General features: G+C 68.6%; 17 protein-coding genes. 10 read left to right on the top strand and 7 right to left on the bottom strand.

Translation table 11 applies throughout. The features are described 5' to 3' along the window. Positions 1–218: 218 nt before the first annotated feature. Together ACSGDB_RS13615 and ACSGDB_RS13610 are read left to right on the top strand one after the other, a co-directional pair. Positions 219–1,106 (top strand): ParA family protein, encoded by an 888-nt coding sequence (locus ACSGDB_RS13615; RefSeq protein WP_434995986.1) that lies wholly within the window; start codon positions 219–221, stop codon positions 1,104–1,106. Between the two features lie 241 nt (positions 1,107–1,347). Next, the gene (locus tag ACSGDB_RS13610) at positions 1,348–2,706 is read left to right on the top strand and encodes a ParB/RepB/Spo0J family partition protein (protein ID WP_434995383.1); all 1,359 of its coding nucleotides are present in this window, start codon (positions 1,348–1,350) and stop codon (positions 2,704–2,706) included. Between the two features lie 2,505 nt (positions 2,707–5,211). On the opposite strand, the gene trxA is transcribed toward ACSGDB_RS13610, so the two are convergent. From trxA to ACSGDB_RS13585, 5 genes are all read right to left on the bottom strand, one after another. Next, positions 5,212–5,538 (bottom strand): thioredoxin, encoded by a 327-nt coding sequence (trxA, locus tag ACSGDB_RS13605; RefSeq protein WP_199278902.1) that lies wholly within the window; start codon positions 5,536–5,538, stop codon positions 5,212–5,214. Positions 5,539–5,565: 27 nt separating this feature from the next. Beyond that, on the bottom strand, positions 5,566–6,588 hold the full coding sequence (gene trxB / locus ACSGDB_RS13600) for a thioredoxin-disulfide reductase (protein ID WP_434995985.1): 1,023 nt from the start codon (positions 6,586–6,588) through the stop codon (positions 5,566–5,568). Between the two features lie 203 nt (positions 6,589–6,791). After that, entirely contained in the window at positions 6,792–8,435 is a 1,644-nt protein-coding gene (locus tag ACSGDB_RS13595; RefSeq protein WP_434995381.1) for an ABC transporter substrate-binding protein, read from the bottom strand. 74 nt (positions 8,436–8,509) lie between these two features. After that, positions 8,510–10,237, bottom strand: a complete 1,728-nt coding sequence (murJ, locus tag ACSGDB_RS13590; RefSeq protein WP_434995380.1) for a murein biosynthesis integral membrane protein MurJ — start codon at positions 10,235–10,237, stop codon at positions 8,510–8,512. Between the two features lie 69 nt (positions 10,238–10,306). Continuing rightward, positions 10,307–10,786, bottom strand: a complete 480-nt coding sequence (locus tag ACSGDB_RS13585) for an NUDIX hydrolase (protein WP_434995379.1) — start codon at positions 10,784–10,786, stop codon at positions 10,307–10,309. A gap of 193 nt (positions 10,787–10,979) precedes the next feature. On the opposite strand from ACSGDB_RS13585, the gene ACSGDB_RS13580 reads away from it, so the two are divergent. Both ACSGDB_RS13580 and ACSGDB_RS13575 read left to right on the top strand, forming a co-directional pair. Continuing rightward, entirely contained in the window at positions 10,980–12,425 is a 1,446-nt protein-coding gene (locus ACSGDB_RS13580; protein ID WP_434995378.1) for a CCA tRNA nucleotidyltransferase, read from the top strand. Beyond that, positions 12,422–13,072, top strand: a complete 651-nt coding sequence (locus ACSGDB_RS13575; protein ID WP_434995377.1) for a histidine phosphatase family protein — start codon at positions 12,422–12,424, stop codon at positions 13,070–13,072. Before ACSGDB_RS13580 ends, ACSGDB_RS13575 begins: the two co-directional genes overlap by 4 nt. Here ACSGDB_RS13575 and ACSGDB_RS13570 read toward each other — a convergent pair. Continuing rightward, the gene (locus tag ACSGDB_RS13570; protein WP_434995376.1) at positions 13,069–14,244 is read right to left on the bottom strand and encodes a DUF418 domain-containing protein; all 1,176 of its coding nucleotides are present in this window, start codon (positions 14,242–14,244) and stop codon (positions 13,069–13,071) included. The genes ACSGDB_RS13575 and ACSGDB_RS13570 overlap by 4 nt on opposite strands. A 467-nt stretch (positions 14,245–14,711) precedes the next feature. Between ACSGDB_RS13570 and ACSGDB_RS13565 the strand changes: the two genes are divergently transcribed. The 4 genes from ACSGDB_RS13565 to ACSGDB_RS13550 all read left to right on the top strand — a co-directional run bounded on the left by ACSGDB_RS13565 (position 14,712) and on the right by ACSGDB_RS13550 (position 18,868). Continuing rightward, a complete protein-coding gene (locus ACSGDB_RS13565) occupies positions 14,712–14,942 on the top strand; it encodes a hypothetical protein (protein WP_434995375.1) in 231 nt (76 codons plus the stop codon). Between the two features lie 186 nt (positions 14,943–15,128). After that, positions 15,129–16,376 (top strand): D-inositol-3-phosphate glycosyltransferase, encoded by a 1,248-nt coding sequence (gene mshA / locus ACSGDB_RS13560; RefSeq protein ID WP_434995374.1) that lies wholly within the window; start codon positions 15,129–15,131, stop codon positions 16,374–16,376. Between the two features lie 30 nt (positions 16,377–16,406). Next, complete coding sequence (locus tag ACSGDB_RS13555) at positions 16,407–17,177, top strand: phosphatase (RefSeq protein WP_434995373.1); 771 nt, start codon at positions 16,407–16,409, stop codon at positions 17,175–17,177. Between the two features lie 23 nt (positions 17,178–17,200). Next, positions 17,201–18,868 carry a formate--tetrahydrofolate ligase gene (locus ACSGDB_RS13550; RefSeq protein WP_434995372.1) on the top strand — a complete coding sequence of 556 codons (1,668 nt, stop codon included), beginning with the start codon at positions 17,201–17,203 and terminating at the stop codon, positions 18,866–18,868. Between the two features lie 80 nt (positions 18,869–18,948). Here ACSGDB_RS13550 and ACSGDB_RS13545 read toward each other — a convergent pair whose 3' ends face one another. Then, positions 18,949–20,034 carry an inositol-3-phosphate synthase gene (locus ACSGDB_RS13545; protein ID WP_434995371.1) on the bottom strand — a complete coding sequence of 362 codons (1,086 nt, stop codon included), beginning with the start codon at positions 20,032–20,034 and terminating at the stop codon, positions 18,949–18,951. Positions 20,035–20,225: 191 nt separating this feature from the next. On the opposite strand from ACSGDB_RS13545, the gene ACSGDB_RS13540 reads away from it, so the two are divergent. Next, the gene (locus ACSGDB_RS13540) at positions 20,226–21,845 is read left to right on the top strand and encodes a glycosyltransferase family 87 protein (RefSeq protein WP_434995370.1); all 1,620 of its coding nucleotides are present in this window, start codon (positions 20,226–20,228) and stop codon (positions 21,843–21,845) included. Continuing rightward, positions 21,842–22,930, top strand: a complete 1,089-nt coding sequence (locus ACSGDB_RS13535) for a lipid II:glycine glycyltransferase FemX (RefSeq protein ID WP_434995369.1) — start codon at positions 21,842–21,844, stop codon at positions 22,928–22,930. Before ACSGDB_RS13540 ends, ACSGDB_RS13535 begins: the two co-directional genes overlap by 4 nt. Positions 22,931–22,960 lie beyond the last annotated feature (30 nt).

Raw genomic sequence — 22,960 nt, 5'->3', positions numbered from 1 at the left:
TGAGAGTGAGCTACTGAGTGACCATCAAGGACGCCCCCGCGAAGAAGTCCGAGCCACAGCTCGCGTCCGCGCGAGCCCTCGCTGTCGGGATGCGCGAGATCCAAACCGATGCGTTTGCAGATCCGGCGAACACCGGTGTTGTTTCACGTGAAACTCCCGCCGCCGTCGATGCCGTTGGGCCCACGTCGACGAAGAAGGCGACCAAGGGGAAGAGCGTGATGGAGGCGATGGATGATTCCTCCCCCCTCGGTCGAGAGCTCGCCAGCGAGACCAGACGTCGCGAGAAGCTGATGGGCAAGGAGCTGCCCCGGCCGACCAGCACGCGCATCATGACCATCAGCAACCAGAAGGGCGGGGTCGGCAAGACCACGACGACGGTCAACATCGCCGCGGCTCTCGCCACCGCCGGACTGCAGGTGCTGGTGATCGACATCGACCCCCAGGGCAACGCCTCCACCGCCCTGAACATCGATCACCACGCCGACGTCGACTCGATCTACGACGTCCTCATCGACGACGTCCCGCTGGGCGATGTGGTCGCCGTGTGCCCGGATGTCCCGAATCTCATCTGCGCCCCGGCCACGATCCATCTTGCCGGTGCGGAAATCGAGCTCGTCTCCCTCGTTGCACGCGAGCAGCGGCTCCGCCGGGCCATCGATGTGTACGCGCAGCAGCGTGAAGCGAACGGCGAACCACGCCTCGACTTCGTCTTCATCGACTGTCCTCCGAGCCTGGGCCTCCTGACGCTGAACGCCTTCGTGGCCGCCAAGGAGGTGCTCATCCCGATCCAGTGCGAGTACTACGCGCTGGAAGGGCTCAGCCAGCTCCTCAAGAACATCGAGATGATCCAGAAGCACCTCAATGCCGATCTGGCGGTCTCGACAATCCTCCTGACCATGTATGACGGGCGTACCAACCTGGCAGCCCAGGTAGCAGCCGAAGTGCGCGAGCACTTCCCCCAGCAGGTGCTGAAGGCGGTGGTTCCGCGCTCCGTGAGGATCTCGGAGGCGCCGAGCTACCAGCAGACCGTCATGACCTATGACCCCTCATCCAGTGGTGCCCTCTCCTACCAGGAAGCTGCGGCAGAGATCGCATCACGGTCCTGACCAGGGCCGATCACCGGCCCACCGGGCCCGCAAGACGTAGACCCGGAGTTCTGCTCCGAATCGTGGAAGGAATGATATGGCGGAAAAGCGGCGTGGCCTGGGACGCGGACTGGGTGCTCTGATTCCCAGCGCCCCCGCTGAGGAGATCCACGAGCAGAGCGAGGTCGAACCCGCACGGGTCAAGCCGCCGGTTCCGGACTCCGACGGCGGGACAGCACCCCGGAAGCAGGCGGGAAGGCCGGTGGATCTCTTCTTCGAACGGGTGACCGAGGACGACGTCGCCGAGCAGCCGCGGTCCTACTCGTCGGCGCTGCGTAGCGGGATCAACAAGAACGTGCTCGACGCGCAAACGAAACGAGTTGCAAAGGGTGCGCCGAAGAAGAGCACGACCAGCGCGCCGGCTGGGCGCGGAGCGCCGGCCACCCGTAACAGGAAGTCGACGGCGTCGGCTCGCTCTGCTGGGACCGATGCGACCGTTCCGGACGACGTCCTCCCGCAGGCTGGGCAGCCGACCCCTGCACCGTCCGTCCCCGCTCCCGTCGAAGGGGCGGGCGCAATATCGTCGCCCCCGGCAGGCGCCGGGCAGACGGCCGAGGAACTCAAGGGCTCGTCCGGATTGCCGGAATCCCAGGATTCGTCCGAGTCGGACACTTCAAACCCCGCCAAGGGCGCGCCTGATACCGATGCATCCGCGTCGACGGTCGACGTTTCACGTGAAACGCGCGATTCGTCGCCCTCGACCCCGGCTGACAGTGCGCCTGCCCAGGATGGCCTCGTAGCGGTACCTGGAGCCACGTTCGCCGATCTGTCGCTCGACAGCATCCACCCGAATCGCCGGCAGCCCCGCGTCGAGTTCAACGAGGACGAACTGGCGGAGCTGGTCCACTCCATCCGCGAGATCGGGGTGTTGCAGCCCGTGGTCGTCCGGCCGTCGAAGGAAGAGGGAGACGCCCCCTACGAGCTCGTCATGGGTGAGCGACGGCTCCGGGCATCTCGCGAGGCAGGGATGGACACCATCCCGGCGATCATCCGCTCCACGCTGGATGACGATCTCCTGCGCGACGCCCTCCTCGAGAATCTGCATCGGAGCGCACTCAATCCCCTCGAGGAGGCTGCGGCGTACCAGCAGCTGCTCGACGATTTCGGGTGCTCCCATGACGAGCTGGCCGGTCGGCTCGGGCGTTCCCGGCCGCAGATCTCCAACACATTGCGGTTGATGAAGCTGCCGCCGCTCGTGCAGCGTCGTGTTGCCGCCGGGATCCTTTCCGCAGGGCACGCCCGCGCGCTGCTCGGACTGGCGGATCCCGCGGAGATGGAGAAGCTCGCGCAGAGAATCGTCGCCGAGGGACTGTCGGTGAGGTCCACCGAGGAGGTCGTGGCCCTGAGCGGAGGATTGAGGCGAGCCAGCAAGCCCTCCGCCCCGAAGGATGGTGCGCGCCACGAGCGGCTGGACTACCTTGCGACCTCCCTCTCCGACCGCCTGGACACCAATGTAAAGATCACACTCGGCGCAAAGAAGGGTCGTGTAAGTATCGAGTTTGCCAGCGTCGATGATCTCAACCGGATCATCGGCGTACTGTCGCCCAGCAAGGACTCGTAGAGGGCAACCGGAGCTAAGAGGGGACCGTTTCACGTGAAACGGTCCCCTCTTTGTTTATAGGGGGCGTTTGCGCCGGGCGGATGTCGCCGGGTCAGGATGCACTCCAGAGGCGTCACGTGGCCAGCGGTGATCGATGCCTGCCTGCACGAGCCCTCCGGCCGGTCCGGGGATGGCGGCGCGGATACATATCAATGAGTGGCCCCATGCCAGGCGGCCCGCGGCGTGGTGCCTCACGCCGTGTGTAGCAGTCGCGCGGCCCCGGCGTCTGACACATGTAGCGCCAGCTTGAGAGAACCCGCGCTGCCGCTGTATAGCACGCCAACCGGGTTGCGCCAGTGTACTTTTGCCGGTCGACCGCGGTCGGAGTCGGCGTCAAGGACTGCCCTGACTCCTGCTTTGGAGTGGACACCCGGGCTGGCAGACAGCTACTACCTAGCGGTGGATTGTCGCGAGGACTTGGTTTCACGTGAAACTACGAGCCCACGGTCGGGTTCGCTCTGGTCCTTTCGCGGCCCTTTAGGCTGGGAAGACTCCTACGGCCGAACCGTTTCTCGACAGGATCATGGATTCCTTCTTTTAGGCCCCCGGCTGGGCGACGGACTCGCTGGTCCGCGTAGAAGCGCGGCTCCATTGGTAGACCGTGCGAAAACGGCTGAAGAGTCCCACGCGTAGGATCCCGTCCTGTTGCGTCCGAGAAGCCGGCGTTCCCGAATGTATGCTCACCGAGGGTACCCAGTGTCATCGAGCATGATGCGCACAGAGATCTCATGCTGATGAGCCGCACGTGCACGATTGGCCAGAAGCGGATCGTTTCACGTGAAACACAGACGGGTTACGTCCAGCCAACGTTGCCGCTGACGCTGGCCGGACGGTTGACCGTCAAGCGTCGAGGGTCGAGGGTCGAGGGTCGAGGGTCGAGGGTCGAGGGTCGACGGTGGACGGTAGAGGGTAGACGGTTGACGGTCGAGCATTGAGCGTTGAGCGTCGACGGTAGAGCGCGGGTCGCGGGCTGCAGATCGCAACAGGCTGACTAAGGACTGCAGATCGCACCCGGCTGACTGATCACCCTTCACCCCTACTGTCGACCGCGGATCCCTCCTGGCGGCGTAGGAATGTCGACGTTTCAGTGCTGCGTTGGGACGGCTTGCCGCCCGGGGCTGGCAGCGTCTACAGGACTATCGAGGAACAGAGGTGCGGAGCGCGGGGGCGCGACGGCGTGACCGCGCACGCTGCGTCAGTGAAGCTGTTGGTCATGGGAGACGCCGCCGTGGGGCACGCCGTGGAGGCATCGGAGGCTCGATCGCGCGCGCGTGTGCTGTCTTTGGGCTCGGAGCAAGACGTTTCACGTGAAACGATGGGCGCCGGTCGTGCAGGTCACGCTCGTCTCTATCCGATTAGTAGAGCCTGACGCGTGCAGCTCAGGAAGGAGCTGTGCCGATTGCCGAACTGAAGGGAGCGAGAAATCCTCCGGGCACGGGGGTGCCGGCCGTCCTCATGAATGGCAATAGATCGCGCGTGTTGGAGCCCGCACGTCCTGCAACGCGTTGTTCCACGTGGAACACGACCGGCGGTTTCTCCTTTCGAGCTCTATTAGAAAAGCGGTGCGCCGGAGTGTGGCCCTAGAATTCGATGAACTGGTAGCACGCGACACGGGCGTGGTCCGGCGATGTCATCTCGAAAAGGAGAGAGGTCGAGCGTCGAACTGAGAGTAGAGGTGTCGCTCACCAGGGCTGTGGCTGCTGCAATACCGGGGGTGCCGGCGGGTTGCGGGCGTCACTCATATCGGCCGGCCTCGCGGCACGGGTAGTGCCGTGCACCGCGCTTGACCGCGGGGCTGAGGAACAGAGGGTCTGCGCACGATTACTGCTGCAGCCCGCCGGGTGGTACCAGGGTTGGCTACACGATTGAATCAAACGATCCAATATGTCAGCCTCGGGATCCGACGGATAATCGTTGAGTGCGGAACGCGGGTCTCATCATCCGCGCCGCACTGAAGCGAAGAGCCCAAGCGAAGAGCGGGATGCTATTTTCTGTTGCCTACTAGTCCGGCTGCCGACTCGCAGCGCGGTGAGGTGATCCGTCCGCACGTTCGCCGGAGAACGGGCGGGGACTCGGCGGCCGGGCGACCCAGCCGGGAGAACCGGGGAGAAACTGTTGCGGCCCCCTCGCCTGGGACAGTTCTGCACCGGACGTTTCACGTGAAACGTGCATTGGACGGGCGGGATCGTCCGGTGCTGATCAATTCCGCCTTGCCCTCGGCAAGCCCTCGACGAGGACGGAGAGCGCCCCGGGAATCTCTGATCGGATCGCGAGGACGACCGGTGCGGAGGGGTGACCTGGGGAGCACTTGCCTGACCCCTCCCTAGGATCCTGGAACCCGGGTGGGAGGCCCCCGGCATCAAGCACCCGCGCCATACGGTGGCCGTCGTCGGCGATCATCCCGATCGAGTACACGACAAGAGGGGCCCGTCGGACGGATCCGACGGGCCCCTCTTCCACGCTTTCTCAGTTGATGAAAGCGGCGAACTCCTGCTCGAGGACCTGCTTCGGCTTGGCCCCGATGGAGGTGGCCGCGACCTCGCCACCCTTGAAGACATACACAGCCGGGATCGAGGTGATGCCGTACTTCGCGGCGATGGCGGGATTGTCGTCGACGTTGACCTTCACGACGTCGACCTTCTCGCTGTGCTCAGCAGCGATGTCGTCGAGGATCGGCGAGAGCATGCGGCAGGGGCCGCACCACTCGGCCCAGAAGTCCACGATGACGGGCTTGCTGGCCTGCAGGACGTCGGCGTCGAATGACGCGTCCGTCACATCCTTTGCGTTGCTCATTCTGTTGCTCCTTGGGTTGTTGATCGATCAGAGGGTGGCTGATTCGGAGACAGCTTCGGCCGGAGGGGTGGGCACCGTCGCCCCGGTGAGCACGGTGCTGACCGTGTCGGCCAGGTAGTGCTCCACATCGAGGGCGGCGACGCAGCCGCTGCCCGCTGCCGTGATCGCCTGGCGGTAGGTGGGATCAATGACGTCGCCTGCCGCGAACACCCCCGCAAGCGAGGTCTTGGACGTACGGCCCTGGACGGCGATGGTTCCCTCGTCCGTCAGGCTGAGCTGATCCTTGACCAGGTCCACGCGCGGGTCGTTGCCGATGGCAACGAAGATTCCGGTGACGTCGAGATCGCTCGTCGTCCCGTCGACGGTGCTCGCCACTTTGACCCCGGTGACCTTGTCAGCGCCGTGGATCCCGACGACCTCGGAGTTCCACAGGAAGCGGATCTTCTCGTGGGCGAAGGCACGATCCTGCATGATCTTGGACGCACGAAGGCTGTCGCGTCGGTGGATGACCGTCACGGAGCGGGCGAACTTCGTCAGGAACAGGGCCTCTTCCATGGCCGAGTCTCCGCCGCCGACCACGGCGATGTCCTGGTCCCGGAAGAAGAACCCGTCGCAGGTGGCGCACCAGCTCACTCCGTGCCCGGACAGCCGCTTCTCGTCGTCGAGCCCGATCTCGCGGTACTCGGACCCGGTGGAGATGATGACCGCGCGGGCGAGGAATTCCTCGCCCGTGGCGATGGTGAGCTTCTTGACCTCGCCGGAGAGCTCCGCGGAGACCACGTCCTCATAGAGGATCTCCGTGCCGAAGCGACGTGCCTGCTGCTCGAACTGTTCCATCAGCTCCGGGCCCATGACGCCGTCCGGGAAGCCGGGGAAGTTCTCGACGTCGGTGGTGTTCATGAGCTCACCGCCGGCCTTCACCGAGCTGGCGATCATGAGGGGCTTGAGGTTGGCGCGGGCGGTGTAGACCGCAGCGGTATACCCCGAGGGCCCGGACCCGACGATGATGACGTCGTGGATCTTGTGCTCACCATCGGAGGCATCTGCCACGGGTGTTTCCAGCTGGACCTCGGTGTGGGTTGTCACGTTTCCGGAAGACCTTCCTGTCTTTTCCTGCACTGATGCGGTGGTGCCGAACGCATTCCGCGGACACCTCCTCCAACGGGCCTGGAGGTGCCGTTATTCCGTCGAGGCGGGGCGCCGGAACGCGTCCGGGTGCGCGATCCGCAGGACCACGAACTGCGCGCCGTGGATCAGCTGACCTCGATCTCGGCGATCCTGAGCCCGAAGGGGAACTGGGCCTGGATGTTGGAGAGCCGGGGCAACTGGGTGAAATTGATGATCACGTACTGTCCCGTGACGGGACCGTCCGCGCCGGCGGGGATGGGAAGGCTCGCCGTCGGCGCGGTGAAGCCTCCCTGCGCGATCTGCTCGGCGCCGTCGAGCGTGGGCTGGTCGTTGACCAGGACGGAGAAGGTGCCGCCGGCTGCGTTCAACTGGTCGATGGTGACCTGGGTGATGGTGGATTCTTGCTCCAGCTCGACGACGAGAGCCAGGTTCGTGGCGAGTCCGCCGAAGGTGTCGCTCGCATACACCTGGTTTCCCCAGAACGTCGCAGGATTCCCATCGATGATCAAGGGCAGCGTGTTGTCGTTGCCGGCGTCGAGCCCGGGGTTGTCCGGCACGAGGCGGGTGATGCCCGCGATCACCGGACTCGCCGCGGCAGGTGCCGGCTCCGCCGTCGGTGCGGCCGGAGCCGTCGTCGGGGCCTCGGCAGGGGCGCTCGTGGACTGGACGGGTTCGTCCTCCGCGACGGGGCTGCTCCCGCCGAAGACGGACCCGAGATGCGTCGTCGCCAGGACGACGGCGACGACCAGGACGACGGCGAGTACCACCCCGACGAGGATCCGGCGGAAATTGCGTCCCTGGCCGTCGCCGTCGTCGTAGTCGTCCCGGTCTGCCCGCTGCGTCTCGTACTCGTCCTGATCATGGTGACCGGACGTGTCGTCGTCGGTGTCGCTGTAGGCGGACAGCGGGAACAGCGACGCGAGCCGGCCGGTCTGCCGCGGCTCGGAGGAAGGTCCGCCGGCGGAGCCCGGTCCGGTGCCCGAGGCCGTCCCGGCCGCCGTGGCGGCGCCGCCGGCGAGTCCCGCTCCCGTCGCGGCGCCGGCCGCGACGGCAGCGGGGCTCAGGCGCTCCGGCCCGTTCCCGTCGGTGGAACCGTCGCGCGGCTCCTCCCGGGACCCTGCGGCCGTGGCACCGCCCGGCCGCCGGCTCGGCATGGGCGGGACGCGATGCGTGGACGCCCGATGCTCGTTCGGGGGCTGCGCGGCGATCGGCTCGGCCGGGACGGGCGTCAGGTCCGACGTGTCGTCCTCCTGCGGATTCCCTCCGCCGCGCCGTCCGAAGCGCTGAGCCAGACCGGTCAGGAGCGAGGGGCGCCAGGGGCGGTGGTCGTAGTCGTCGTAGTGGTCGTCGTCCTCGTCCTCGTAGGTCTCCGGTTCCGTCGAGCGCGGCCGGCCGAAGATCTCCGACCCGAGCGTGTCGGTGAAGAACGGTTCGATGTAGGACGCCTCGGGGGCCGGTGCGTCCTGCTGGACGATGAGATCGAGCATGTCGGCGGCCGGTGCGCGATTGGTCACCAGGTAGGTGCCGGAGTCGGTGATACCGAGGTCGAGGACCTGGATGTTGGCGTCCCGGTCTCCCGTGGCCAGTTCGCGGGCACTCGTGGCCACCTGGCCGGCGTTGTCGACCGAGGCGACGAGGATGCTGACGGGCCGGTTGAGGACCTGGTCGACGCCGTCGAGCACGAGGTCCTTCTCAGCAGACGCCAGGACGTAAGCGGTCACCTTGTACCGGCCGCCCAGCACTGAACCGACGTCTACTGCTTCTGGCACGTGTTCCTCCCCGGAAACGCTGGCTGATTTTGTCCCATGCTACCGGTCGGTCGGTCCGTTTCCGGGTTGGCAGGTCAGGCGCGGCCCCGCCGGAAACGTGCAAGGAGCGGGTCCGTGAGCTCGGTGAGTTCGGTGACGCGCAGCAGTTTCAGCATCACGAGGTACACGGCGAACATGAGGGTCCCGCCGATCGCGAGCACCACGAACGCGTTCAGTTTCGACTCCCAGAGGAAGCCGTCCGCGCTGTAGCCGCCGAACGCCCAGCACAGCACGGTCCCGACGACGGCGGCCACGATCCCGGCGAGGGTGAGGCGGACATGGACGTCGAAGACGTGTCCGGCCCCGTAGGAGCCGATCTTCCGGGTGAGGAACACATGGCTGACGACGACGGCGATCACGTTGCCGAGGGAGTAGGCGACGGCGAGGACCGGCACGATCAGCTGCGGGTCGAACGTACTCGCGACCAGGGCGAAGCCGACCCCGACGACGGACAGGATCACCTGGATCCTGAGAGGTGTCCTGACGTCCTCGCTGGCGTAGAAGACACGGTTCAGGAAGAAGTTGGCGCTGAGGAACGGGGCGCCCACGGCCAGGATCGCGATGATCACGCCGTTGATGGCCGCGCTCTCCGGGGACTCGCTGAAGAGGACGCCGAGGGGTCCGGCGAACGTGAGCAGCGCCGCCGCGCCGAAGACCGTGGCCACGCCGATGACGCGCAGGCCCTGCGACAGGGTGGCCCGCACCGTCCGCAGGTCGCCGTCGGCGTGCGCCGACGAGAGCTGGTTGAACATGACCGTGGCCAGCGACAGCGCGATCACCGAGTGCGGCAGCTGGTACACCATGGCGCCGAACTCGAGGTTGGTGGAGCCCGGGATCTGCACGGGCGGGTCCTGGGCGAGGAACCTCTGACGGGCATCGGAGGCGATGGTCGCGACGCGCAGGTTCACGAGGTAGAGGCCGTTGCCGATGAGCATCGTCACGATCGTGACCGACGCGAGCTTGCCCGTCCGGCCGAGGCCCGTGCCACGGATCCCGAACTTCGGCCGCAGTCCCAGGTTCAGGCGCTTCAGCGGGACGAACAGCACGAGCGCCTGGATCACGATGCCCAGCGTGGTGCCCCCGGCCAGCAGCGCCGTGTGCTCCATCGTCCACGTCTCCGGCCGGTGCTGTTCCGCCTGCTCACCGCCCATGAGCGCGATGAAGACCACCAGGAAGGCGATGGACACCAGGTTGTTCACCACGGGCGCCCACATGTACGGGCCGAACGACCCATTGGCGTTGAGGATCTGACCGGTCACCGCGTAGATGCCGTAGAAGAAGATCTGCGGCAGGCACCAGAAGGCGAATGCCGTGGTGAGGGCGAGGTTGGCCCCCGTGAAGCTGGTGGTCACGCCGACGATGATCGGCGCGGCGAGGGTCACGAGGACGGTCAGCACGAGGAGGGCCGCGGCAGTGAGGGTCAGGAGCCGGCTGACGAAGTCCGCCCCCCGGTCCGGTTGCCGGCTGGCGCGGATGATCTGGGGCACCAGGACGGCGTTGAACACACCCCCGGCCAGCATCAGGTACAGGAAGTTGGGCAGGTTGTTGGCCGACGTGAACAGGTCCGAGACCTGACCCGTGGCACCGATCGCCGTCGCCAGCAGGGCAACGCGCACGAGGCCGAGGACCCGCGACACGAGGGTACCGGTGGCCATGATCGCACTCGCCCGGGCGGTGGAGCCGCCGCGGGGCGCCGAGGGATCGTCGCGGACCGGGTGACCGGGCTCCTGCAGGGGTACCGAGGCTGTGTTCGTGTCAGACATCGCTCCCCATCGTCTCACCGATGGGACGACGACGGCGTGCCGCCCGCATGCCCCGGTAATGCGGCGGAGTCAGAGGTGGCCGGGCAGGACCTCGCGGGCGAGGTCGGCGATGCGCCGTTCGTTGGGGAAGGACAGGCGGCGACCGAGATCCTGGAGGGGCACCCAGGCGACGTCCACCGCCTCGTGGTCCGGATCGTTCTCGATGGTGAGGTGTCCGCCCGTACTGATCAGCAGGTAGTGGTGGACGGTCTTGTGCACGCGGTGGCCACTGACCGTGAACCAGTAGTCGATGCTGCCGAGCGTGGCGACGATCCTGCCCTCGATGCCCGTCTCCTCGGCGATCTCCCGGACGGCCGCTTCCTCGTTGTTCTCCGAACCCTCGGGGTGCCCCTTGGGCAGGCACCATTCGAGGCGTCCGCCGCGGTTGAGGCGGGCGATGATGGCGACGTCGAGGGTCTCCTTCGACGCGTCGACCACGATGCCGCCCGCGGACACCTCCTCCACCGTGGGCAACTGGTGCTGCACGGCAGGCATACCCGTGGTTCCCATTGACACAGTCAACGGGGTGCGCTTCGGAGCACTTGGAACGGGTCGGTCCATGCAGACCACTCTAACGATCTTTTGGGCGGGGGCGATGACGGACCGGCCTGCCATCGGCCGGCCTCCACCGCGGCGTCACGGCGCCGTGCGGCCCGCTCCGCGGTGTGGGAAACGGGATCCGATCTGGCACCCTTAAGGGACTATGGCGCACCTGCTGGACACCTCGACCCTCACCGCACCCCTGCCTCCCGTCGTCCTCGAGATGGGCGGGCTCTTCGACGCCGCGGGTCACGAGCTCTCGCTCGTCGGGGGTCCGGTCCGGGACCTCTTCCTCGGCCGGATGTCTCCGGACCTGGATTTCACCACCGACGCCGACCCGGATTCGATCCTCGCGGTGGTCCGGCGGTGGGCGGACGCGTACTGGGAGATCGGCCGGGCGTTCGGCACGATCGGCCTCCGCAAGGACGGCCACCAGATCGAGATCACCACGTACCGCGCCGAGGCCTACGATCCGTCCTCGAGGAACCCGACGGTCGCCTTCGGCACGAACCTCCACGACGACCTGGGGCGCCGCGACTTCACGATCAACGCCATGGCCCTCCGGTTGCCGTCCCTCGAACTCGTCGACCCGTTCGGCGGCGTCCGGGACCTGCACGCCGGCGTCCTGTGCACGCCCGGCACGCCGTCGTCGTCGTTCTCCGACGACCCGCTGCGCATGATGCGTGCCGCGCGCTTCGTCTCCCAGCTGGGGTTGGCTCTCGCTCCGGAGGTGACGGAGGCGATGACGCGCATGGCCGAGCGGATCTCCATCATCTCCGCCGAGCGCGTACGGGACGAGCTGGTCAAGCTCGTCCAGGGCAAGGCGCCCGACGCCGGGATCGACCTGATGGTGGAGACCGGCCTCGCCGAGCACGTGATGCCGGAGGTATCCGCCCTGCGGCTGGAGACGGACGAGCACCACCGCCACAAGGACGTCTACCAGCACTCCCTCACCGTCCTGCGCCAGGCGTGCACCCTCGAGTCGGGTGAGGACGGCCCCGTCCCGGGACCCGACGTCGTCCTGCGCCTGGCAGCCCTCCTGCACGACATCGGCAAGCCCGCGACCCGCAGGTTCGAGCCCGGCGGTGCCGTCAGCTTCCGGCACCACGACGCCGTCGGCGCGAAGCTCGCCGCGAAGAGGCTGCGGGCGCTCAGGTTCGACAACGACACCATCAAGGCCGTCGCGCGCCTCGTGGAACTGCACATGCGGTTCTACGGCTACGGCGAGGCGGGCTGGAGCGATTCGGCCGTCCGCCGCTACGTGAGCGACGCCGGGCCCCTGCTCGAGCGGCTGCACCGCCTCACGCGCTCCGACGTCACCACCCGCAACCGGCGCAAGGCCGAACGGCTGGCGTTCGCCTACGACGATCTGGAGGCGAGGATCGCCGCGCTCGCGGACCAGGAGGAACTGGCCTCGATCCGCCCCGACCTCGACGGCGAGCAGATCATGGCGCTGCTCGGTGTCCGCCCCGGTCCCGTGGTGGGTCGCGCCTACCGGTTCCTCCTCGAGGAGCGGATGGAGAACGGCCCGCAGGACCCGGCCGATGCACGGATCAAGCTCCTCCAGTGGTGGAGCGAACAGCCCGAATCCCAGGAGAGCACCCCATGAAGCCGTTGTCAGGCGCCGCCGCCCCGGATCTCACCCCGTCCGGGACGCCCCTGCCCCGCCTCTGGCTGCTCCGGCACGGCGAGACGGAGTGGTCGAGGGACGGGCGCTACACGGGCCTGACCGACCTGCCCCTGACCGGACACGGGGAGGAGCAGGCACTCGCCGCCCGCGAGCACCTCCAGGGCGTCGACTTCGACCTCGTGATGACCTCCCCCCTGCAGCGTGCGGTCCGCACGGCCGAGCTCGCGGGTTTCCCGGACGCCGCGGTGCTGCCCTACGCCCACGAGTGGGACTACGGCGACAACGAGGGGCTGGTCAGCGCGACGGTCCGTGAGGACAATCCCGGCTACCTGATCTGGAACGACGGCGCGCCGAACGGCGAGACGCTGGCCCAGGTGGCGGAGCGGGCGGACCGCGTCATCGCCCGCGTCCAGGCCGGGTGCGGCACCGACGCCGACCGGGACCCGGGGGCGACGCCCGTGGAGAATGCGCTGCTCGTGGCACACGGCCACTTCCTGCGGATCGTCGCGGCCCGCTGGCTGCAGCTCAGCGGCATCGAAGGCCGCCGTTTCGTCCTCGGCACGGCCGCGGTCTGCGCGCTCGGCTGGGACAAGCACACGCCCGCCATCGTGCACTGGAACCTCTAACCGCCGTCGGGCCCGGCCGGAGGCCCCGATGGGCGCCGTGACGATCCTCGGACGAAGCGCCGGAGGGCCCACTCGAGCGGTCCGGTCCGGTACCTCGACAGGATGAGGCTGCTCGCGGCGGCCTGGGCGGCGAAGAGCACGACGACGACGACCACCACCATCACGGACGGGAGCCGGTCCATCAGGCCCCATCCGTAGCCGGTGAAGACGAGGCACAGCACGGCGGACTGGGCGAGGTAGTTGCTCAGGGACAGGCGGCCGGCCGGAGCGAGGACCGCCGTGACGGCGCGCCCTCCGCGTGAGCCCAGCACCAGCAGGAGGGACGCGGCGTATCCCACGGTCACCAGCGGTGACGCCACCACCGAGATCCCGGTGCCCAGGACGGACGCCGCACTGCCGCCGCCCCACACGTCGAGGCCGGCCGAGCAGGCCGAGCCGGCCAGGCCGAGCGGAAGCGCGAGCACGACGACGCGCCACAGGACCTTGCGCGGAGGCACCTCGGGCCGGAGGACGCCCAGCATCGCCAGGGCGGACCCCGCGAAGAAGGCCGCGAGGGCCAGCGGCCCCTGGAAGAACAGGACCGATGGAAGGACGACGCCGTAGGTCGCCGCATTGGCGGCGAGCGCATCGGCGGGGGACGCCGTCGGCCCGACCCGCGCGGCGGAGGCGTCGGTGCCCGCGGGGCCGAGCAGGAGCACCGCCACGACGACGAGGAGCAGGGCCATCCCCAGCGTGATCCCGGCCGCGAGGCCGAGGCGTGCACGCGGCGCGCTGGACGCGGCGGCGGCCAGGATCGCCCCTGCCAGCGCGTAGGTCAGGAGGATGTCGCCATAGAAGAGTGTCAGCCCGTGAACGACGCCGAGGACCGCGAGGAAGACGAGGCGCCGCGTCGCGAGCCGTTCCCGCTCCGCGCCGGCCGTCGCTGCGAGGACGACGGACCCGTAGCCGAACAGCAGCGAGAACAGCAGGTAGAACTTCCCCTCGAAGAACATCACGACGGCGAACCTGATCAGGCGGTCCGCCCCTGACACGGTGGACGGGTCCCGACCTCCCGCCAGATGGGAGGAGTCGGCGAAGAACCACACATTGACCATGAGGATCCCGAAGAGTGCGAATCCCCGCAGGGCGTCGACCTGCGCGACGCGGGAGCTCGCTGCCGTCCGTCCCGACATCCGATTCCCCCTATTCGCAAAATTTCCGGACAAATCGACCCGAAGGGCTATGCGTGTGCATATTCCATACGGTAGCTTTGTTCTCGTGCCATTGGGTCTTCCCAACTCGAACAGTTCCCTGCCGGAACCACGCGGGACCCTTCGGACGCAGGACCCTGGATCACTCGACGGAACGGAGGTGGAGATCGTGAATACCATGCTCGGCGGAGCCTTTGCCCGCCTCACCGATCCCGCCTTCGTCATCCGTCTCCATTAGGAAGCCTGCGCACCGGCGGTAGCCGGCTGACCCAGTATCACCCCGTGCCCGTGCGCGGCTTCCCCTCCTCTTTTTCTCAGGCAATGCCATCCGTGGCTTGTTTTGCCGAATTCCGTCCTGCCGAAAGTTCGTCATGCCCAATTCCCGGCCCATTCCTGCCCAATTCACCGACAATTCTTCCGTGATATCCCCGGTCCACGGTGAATTCATCATGACCGGATCGCTGACCCCTGTCCCGGACGTGCATCCGGCACAGGACCTCCAGGGTGTGCCGTCGCACCCGATGCCCGGCTTCCAGCACAGGAAGGAGGTGCGACGCATGCTGAGGAGATGGGGGAACAGCCTGTCCCTGTGGGGGAGGATCTGGGTCAGCCGCCCCCGTGACCCGTGGGAGGCGACGCAGCGGTTCACGCTGCCCCAGCACACCACCTACATCAAGTGACCGGCGCAGCCGTGCCGCGCCGACCGCACCGGGCGATCAGATCAGCGATCCCGGGTGCGGTCGGCGGCGGTCGGGCGCCCCGGCGCGTGTCCCTGCCGGTTCCCGGAATGAGGGGCACGAACGAGGCGTTATAGGGTCGTGAGGTTACGCGACCGGCCTTCCCGCTCCGGTCGGAAGGGAGATGGTGTGTCCGGCGTCAGGCGCGTGGCCATGCTGTCCCTGCACACCTCGCCTCTCGAGCAGCCCGGCACAGGGGACGCGGGCGGCATGAACGTCTACATCAGGAGCACGGCCCTCGAGCTCGCCGACGTCGGGATCGACGTCGAGATCTTCACCCGGGAAGCCGGTGAAGGACGCCCCCGGCGCGAGGTGCTCGCCGACGGCGTCGTGGTCCACCACCTCGATGCGGGACCCCGCCGCCCCATCCCCAAGGAAGCACTCCCCGGGCTGACCGACACCCTCACCGACGCCATCACCGAGGTCGCCGATCTCCTCGCGGACGGCCACTTCGACGTCCTGCACTCCCACTACTGGGTCTCCGGGATGGTGGGTCTCGCGCTCAGCCGCGAGATGAACCTGCCGCTGGTCCACTCCATGCACACCATGGCGAAGGTCAAGAACCTGCGCATGAGGGCGCTGAGCGCCCCGGAACCGGACGAGCGGATCGCCGGCGAGGAGGAGATCGTGGCAGGAGCGGCCCGGCTGATCGCCAACACGAGCACGGAGGCGTCCGAACTCATCTCGCTCTACGGGGCCGGCCCGGACCGGGTGGACGTGGTGGCTCCGGGCGTGGACCTGTCCACGTTCCACCCGGGCAACAGGGCCGCTGCGCGCGCCGCGCTGGCCTTCCCGCCGGAACAGTTCCACGTGGTGTTCGCGGGGAGGATCCAGAAGCTCAAGGGTCCACAGGTCCTCGTGGCCGCGGCCGCGGAACTGCGTCGCCGGCGGCCGGACATCCCGCTCGCCGTGAGCATCCTCGGCGCGGGAAGCGGCCCCGAGGCGCTCGCCCTCCAGCCCCTCATCGACACTGCCGGCCTCACCCGGGACGTGCGCCTGTACCCGCCCGTCACCGCCTCCCATCTCGCCCAGTGGTTCCGTGCCGCGGACGTGGTGGTCATGCCCTCCTTCAGCGAATCCTTCGGCCTCGTGGCGCTGGAGGCGCAGGCCTGCGGCACCCCGGTAGTCGCCGCCAACGTCGGCGGGCTGCCGCAGGCGGTGAGCGACGGGCGCAGCGGCCTCCTCGTGGACGGCCACTCCGCGAGCGACTGGGCGGATGTCCTGGAGCGACTGCACGACGACACGCACCTGTCGGAGACGCTGGGGCGCGGGGCCGCGTCCCATGCACTGGCGTTCGGCTGGCAGCGCACGGCCCTCCTGACGGCCCAGAGCTACCGCTCCGCCGTCGAGCGTTTCTCCACCGCGACCGCCCGCTGACGCCCCGCCGATGCACCCTAGGATGGAAGCGTGAATCCCGTTGAGCTCGCCGCCTACCTCGACTCCGTTCGCATCACCGGGCTGGTGGCCACGCCGCGGCAGGACAACCTGAAGCACCTGCGGCTCTTCCTCGAGCGCAACGAGCACCTCGAGTTCGGCGTGGAACACACCCGGGACTGGACCTACGACGAGCTCTTCGATCTCATGCACGAACGCGTGGGGACGAGCCCCGACCGGAACCACACCGAGGGTCAGGACACCATCGACGCCGGGAAGTGCGTCGATGCCCTGGACCGGTTCGCCGACCGGCTGGGGGCATCCGCCCGCCGGAAGGAGCGGATCCTCTTCGCGACGGGCCATCCGGCGGGCCTGCTCCCCGTCCATGCGGCCTTCGCGCGGGCTGTGGCCGCCGCGGGTGCCACGGTGGTCCAGGTTCCGGAGGGACGGCCGTTCGGCGCCGGTGACATCCGCCAGGTGTTCGGCGTCCTCGTGTGGCACCAGCACGGCGGACTCATGCACACGCACTACCCCGAGCCGATGCGCCTGAGCCTGGACACGCTCACCGGCGCCGGACTCGAGCTGCCGGACCTCGTCGTGGCCGATCACGGCTGGGCGGGCCACGCGGCGAGTGCCGGGCTGCCGACCCTCGGGTTCGCCGACTGCAACGACCCCGGGCTGTTCGTCTCGGAGGCGCAGGGCCAGATCGACGTCGCCGTCCCGCTCGACGACAACGTGACCCCGGGACTGTACGAGCCCCTCATCGACTACGTGCTCGGTCGGGCAGGCCTCCCGCGGGCCTGATCCGGCGCTGATAGGTTGGGCGCATGAGCGATCTTGAGATTGCCCGCGCCGCCGCGGTCAGGCCCATCGAGGCCATCTCCGACGCGGCAGGCATCCCGCGCGACGCCCTCGAGTTCCACGGCCGGTACAAGGCGAAGATCGACCCGCGCCTGCTGCCCGACGACGGCCGCGCCCCCGGGAGGGTGGTCCTGGTCAGCGCCATGAGCCCCACCCCCGCCGGTGAGGGGAAGTCCACCTGCACGGTGGGGCTCGCCGATTCGCTCGCGAAGGCGGGGCAGCGCGTGATGATCGCGCTGCGCGAGCCCTCCCTCGGCCCCGTGCTGGGCATGAAGGGCGGCGCGACCGGCGGCGGCTACTCCCAGGTGCTGCCGATGGACGAGATCAACCTGCACTTCACCGGCGACTTCCACGCCATCACCTCGGCGAACAACGCGCTCGCCGCACTGATCGACAACCACATCCACCAGGGCAACGAGCTCGGCATCGACCCGCGCCGCATCACGTTCAAGCGGGTCCTCGACGTCAACGACCGCGCCCTGCGCGAGGTGGTCATCGGGCTCGGGGGCCCCACCCAGGGAACACCCCGCCAGGACGGCTTCGACATCACCGTGGCCTCCGAGATCATGGCCGTGTTCTGCCTGGCCGCCGACCCCGCGGACCTGAAGGAACGCCTGGGGAACATCACCTTCGGCTACACCTACGACCGCCGGCCGCTGACCGTCCGGGACCTCCGGGTGGAGGGGGCACTGGCACTGCTGCTGAAGGACGCCCTCAAACCGAACCTCGTCCAGACCATCGCCGGGACGCCGGCCCTCGTGCACGGTGGTCCCTTCGCGAACATCGCGCACGGCTGCAACTCGGTCATCGCCACCCGGACCGCCCGCCGCCTCGCGGACATCGTCGTCACGGAAGCCGGCTTCGGCGCGGACCTCGGGGCCGAGAAATTCATGGACATCAAGGCCCGGGTCGCGGACCTCGCCCCCGACGCCGTCGTCATCGTCGCGACGGTCCGCGCCCTCAAGATGCACGGCGGGGTCGCCAGGGCCGACCTCGCGCAGCCCGACATCGATGCGCTCCGGGACGGGACCCCGAACCTCCTGCGCCACGTGCGGAACATCGAGAAGTTCGGGATCCCGCCCGTCGTCGCCATCAACAGGTTCGGCACGGACTCGCAGGAGGAGCTCGACTGGCTGCTCTCCTGGTGCGCCGGCGAGGGGATCGCCGCCGCCGTCGCCGACGTGTGGGGCCAGGGCGGGGGAGGCCCCGGCGGGGATGCGCTCGCGACCGAGGTCCTCGCGGCCCTCGAGCGGCCCGTCACGTTCTCCCACCTCTACCCGCTCGACCTCCCGGTCGAGGAGAAGATCCGCACCATCGTGCAGGAGATCTACGGCGCCGACGGCGTCGAGTTCTCCGTCCCCGCCCTGCGCCGGCTGAAGGAGATCGAGGCGAACGGGTGGTCGGGGCTGCCCGTGTGCATGGCGAAGACGCAGTACTCCTTCTCGGACGATGCCGGTCTCCTCGGCGCACCCAAGGGGTTCACCGTCCACGTCCGGGACCTCATCCCGAAGACCGGTGCCGGGTTCATCGTCGCGCTCACCGGATCGGTGATGACCATGCCCGGGCTGCCGAAGGAGCCGGCAGCGCTCCGCATGGACGTGGATGCCGACGGCAACGCCGTCGGGCTGTTCTGACACCGGGGCCCCCGGGCCCGACGCACGGGAGGCCGGGACGGTGATCCGTCCCGGCCTCCCGTGCGTCCGTATACGACCTGTCAGCGCTCGATGTCGCCGCGGATGAAGGCCTCGACCTTCTCGTGGGCGACGTCGTCGGCGTACTGCTCCGGCGGGGACTTCATGAAGTAGCTCGATGCCGAGAGGATCGGTCCGCCGATCCCGCGGTCCAGGGCGATCTTCGCCGCGCGGATGGCGTCGATGATGACGCCGGCCGAGTTCGGCGAGTCCCAGACCTCGAGCTTGTACTCGAGCGACACGGGGGCGTCACCGAAGTTGCGGCCCTCGAGGCGGACGAACGCCCACTTGCGGTCGTCGAGCCAGGCGACGTAGTCCGAGGGGCCGATGTGCACGTCGTTCGCCCGCAGCTCGGCCTTGACGTTGGAGGTGACGGCCTGGGTCTTGGAGATCTTCTTCGACTCGAGACGGTCGCGCTCAAGCATGTTCTTGAAGTCCATGTTGCCGCCGACGTTCAGCTGGTAGGTGCGGTCCAGCGTGACGCCGCGGTCCTCGAACAGCTTCGCCATGACACGGTGCGTGATCGTCGCGCCGATCTGGCTCTTGATGTCGTCACCGACGATCGGGACCCCGGCCGCGGTGAACTTGTCCGCCCATTCCTTGGTGCCGGCGATGAACACGGGCAGGGCGTTGACGAACGCGACGCCGGCGTCGATGGCGCACTGCGCGTAGTACTTCGCGGCGTGCTCCGACCCGACGGGCAGGTAGCAGACCAGGACGTCCGCCTTGGCGGCCTTGAGCTGGGCGACGATGTCGACCGGCTCCTCGTCCGACTCGACGATGGTCTCGCGGTAGTACTTGCCGAGCCCGTCCAGGGTGTGTCCGCGCTGGACGATCACGCCGGTGGGCGGCACATCGGTGATCTTGATCGTGTTGTTCTCGCTGGCGCCGATGGCTTCCGCGAGGTCGTGGCCCACCTTCTTGCCGTCGACGTCGAATGCCGCCACGAACTGCACGTCCCCCACGTGGTACTTGCCGAACTCGACGTGCATCAGGCCGGGAATGGCCCCCGTCGCATCCGCGTCGCGGTAGTAGTGCACGCCCTGGACCAGCGACGCGGCACAGTTGCCGACTCCAATAATTGCCACGCGAATGGGGTTCTGTCCCACAGTTCTCCTCGAAAGCCCGATGAATATGCCCCGACCGTCATCGCCTCGGGAGCGGTGGGCAGGGAATGCCAGTGTACGTTCAGTTTCCAACGCGGACGGATGCCGCCTCATTCCTCGATCGCGGTCGCGGGTGCGAACGCGTGTCCTGAACCGCCGCGCATCCACCGGTGCGCGGCGGTTAGGCTCGGGGGATGACCTCGGGCACGGGCCGGCGCGGCCCCCACCGCATCAGCGTCCCGAGCCGGTCCGATCCGGCCCTGCGTCCCCTGGTCGAAGGCATCGGGGGCCCGCTCGGGAGACGCACCGATCCCGGCCGGATCTCGCCGGGCTGGTTCACGGTGCAGCGGGTGCTCATCCTGATGACGGTCTGCTCGGCCGTCCTGGCCGTCGTCGCCAAGAACCCGTGCCGCGTCGAGGGGTGGTCCTCGCCGGACTACTTCTACCGCGCCTGCTACTCCGACTGGACCGAGCTGTACCAGAGCCGGGGTTTCGGGGAGGGCGTCCTGCCGTTCATCACCCCCGGCGCGCTGTTCGAGTATCCGGTGCTGCTCGGGCTGCTCGCGTCCGGGACCGCGGTTCTGGTGGACCTCGTCGCGGGCGGAGCGGCCGCGACGGCCTCCCGCCTCTATTTCGACGTCAATGCGGTCCTCCTCGCCGGGGTGTGGATCCTGACGGTCCTGTCGACCCTCCGCCTTGCCGGCCGGCGTCCCTGGGACGCTGCTGTGGTGGCCACGGCGCCCGTCATCGTCCTGTCCGGCACCATCAACTGGGACCTCTGGGCGGTGCTGCTCGCCACCGCCGGGATGCTGGCGTTCGCGCGTGACCGCCCGGTCCTGGCCGGGATCCTCTGGGGACTCGGCGCCGCGGTGAAGCTCTACCCGGTCCTGCTGCTCGGGGCGGTGCTGGTCCTGGCCGTCCGGACGGGGCGCTACCGGCCTCTCCTCGGTGCTTCGACCGGGACGCTCGCGGCATGGCTCGCCGTGAACCTGCCGTTCCTGCTGCGTGATCCGGCGGGCTGGGGCTATTTCCTCACCTTCTCGGAGACGCGCGACGCCGGTTTCTCCTCGGGCTGGTACGTCTACAACGCGCTCGCGCGCCGCGTCGGGGCCGCCACCCTCACCCCGGACGCCATCAATGCGGGCGCCGCCGTCCTCTTCGCGCTCGCCTGCGTGGGCATCGCGGTCCTCGCCCTGCGGGCGCAGCGCCGTCCCCGGCTCGCCCAGCTGGCCCTGCTCATCGTGGGTGCGTTCGTCCTCTGCAACAAGGTGTACTCGCCGCAGTACGCCCTCTGGCTCGTCCCGCTCGTGGCACTGGCGGTCCCACGGTGGCGAGTGGTCCTCGTCTGGCAGCTCGCGGAGATCCTCCACTGGGCGGCGGTCTGGCTGTACTTGGGTGGAATGACGAGCGGGGGCCCCGCCGAGAACAACCTGGGGCTCGGGACCTACTCTTGGGCGGTCCTCGCACACATGCTTGCCACGGCATACGTCATGGGGGTGGTGATCCTCGAGATCCTCGCACCGCACGACGACGTGGTGCGGCGCCTCGGCGTCGACGACCCCCAGGGCGGACCGTTCGACAGGATGCAGGACCGCTTCACGCTGCTTCCGCGCCGATCGTCGCCCCGGCGCCGGATCGCGGCGGGTCCGCGGACGGCGACGGATCCGGTGGGGGCTGCTCCGTTAGGCTTGCAGGACCGCGTGGACGCGATCGCCGTCGGCCGGCGGCGGGAACCCCCGGCCGGTGGACACCCGGACCCGCAGCGCACCCGATCATCGACCAGTGCAGGATCCCCAGTGAGAGACCCCCAGTGAACGCAGCACTCCTGACCTACAGCCCGCTCGACCGGCAGGCGTTCGACGCCCTCGCCGCCGCGCACCCCGCGGTGCTGATCCCGCTCGAGCAGACCCCGGACTGGGCCGACTTCGAGCGGGCCCTCGGGCGCACGCCGCTGGGCATCTGGGCCTATCGGGACGCCGCGGGCACGCTCGTCGCGACGGCCGGCTACGTGCACGTGGTGCGCCGCTTCCGGGAGTCCGTCGTCGTCGTCAACGGGCCGGTCTGGTTCGTGGAGCGGACGCCCGCGGCGGAGCGCCTGCTGATGGAGACGGTGCGCCGGCAGTTCCGCGACCACCCGACGGTGCACCCGCTCTACGTCCGCCTGCAGGTGGCCACCCTGCAGGCCCCCGCCACCGGTCCCATCGAGCACGGCTGGTACGAGCGCGAGATCGTCGTCGACCTCACGCCCTCCGAGGCCGAGTTGCTGAAGAGCTTCAGGCCGAACGCGCGGAACAGCATCCGGCGCGCCCAGCGCAACGGCATCGAGATCCGACATATTCACCGAGAGGAATGGAAGCGCGTCTTCGCGACCGAGCTGTACCCGATCATGCGGGAGACCGCGGAACGCGATGGCTTCGAGTCCTTCGACTCGTCCTACTACGAGACCCTGCTGACCGTCCTCGGAGACCACCTCCGCCTCCTCGTCGCCTATCGCGACGGGCACCCGCTGAGCTGGCTGATCACCACGGAGTACCGCGGCTACGCCGTCTACTATTTCGCCGGGAGCACGCAGGCGGCCCGCAGTACCTTCGCCCCCTACCTGCTCCTGTGGGAGGCGTTCAGGACGCTCAAGGCCGCAGGGAACACCGCGTGCGGACTGACGGGCATCGAGAGCGAGAACTACCCCTCACTGGCGAACGTCACGACGTTCAAGCGGAACTTCTCGAAGAACGTGGTGGTGGTACCCACCACCTACGACGTTCCGCTCGATGCGCGCCGCTATGCGGTGGTGGTCTCGCTGCTGGCGGCGCGGCGCAGGGGACCGGCCGCCGCACGGCGGGTCGCCGGGCGCGTGGCCGGCGTGGTCCGCCGGCGGGGCCGGACGGGCGCGGAGGCCTGACCGGCGGGGACCGCCCCCGCCGGAGAGAGG

Origin of the sequence: Arthrobacter sp. Ld5 (genome assembly GCF_051172775.1) — a bacterium.
GTDB lineage: Bacteria > Actinomycetota > Actinomycetes > Actinomycetales > Micrococcaceae > Arthrobacter_D.
The sequence above is the reverse complement of the archived record's forward strand: the minus strand, read 5'-3'. Positions and strand labels throughout refer to the sequence as shown.

Coding starts and splice junctions, on each gene's coding strand:
- ACSGDB_RS13615 (WP_434995986.1), top strand. CDS start 219: ATGGAGGCGATGGATGATTCCTCCCCCCTCGGTCGAGAGCTCGCCAGC.
- trxA (WP_199278902.1), bottom strand. CDS start 5,538: ATGAGCAACGCAAAGGATGTGACGGACGCGTCATTCGACGCCGACGTC.
- murJ (WP_434995380.1), bottom strand. CDS start 10,237: ATGTCTGACACGAACACAGCCTCGGTACCCCTGCAGGAGCCCGGTCAC.
- ACSGDB_RS13585 (WP_434995379.1), bottom strand. CDS start 10,786: ATGGGAACCACGGGTATGCCTGCCGTGCAGCACCAGTTGCCCACGGTG.
- ACSGDB_RS13580 (WP_434995378.1), top strand. CDS start 10,980: ATGGCGCACCTGCTGGACACCTCGACCCTCACCGCACCCCTGCCTCCC.
- ACSGDB_RS13575 (WP_434995377.1), top strand. CDS start 12,422: ATGAAGCCGTTGTCAGGCGCCGCCGCCCCGGATCTCACCCCGTCCGGG.
- ACSGDB_RS13570 (WP_434995376.1), bottom strand. CDS start 14,244: ATGTCGGGACGGACGGCAGCGAGCTCCCGCGTCGCGCAGGTCGACGCC.
- ACSGDB_RS13565 (WP_434995375.1), top strand. CDS start 14,712: ATGACCGGATCGCTGACCCCTGTCCCGGACGTGCATCCGGCACAGGAC.
- ACSGDB_RS13550 (WP_434995372.1), top strand. CDS start 17,201: ATGAGCGATCTTGAGATTGCCCGCGCCGCCGCGGTCAGGCCCATCGAG.
- ACSGDB_RS13540 (WP_434995370.1), top strand. CDS start 20,226: ATGACCTCGGGCACGGGCCGGCGCGGCCCCCACCGCATCAGCGTCCCG.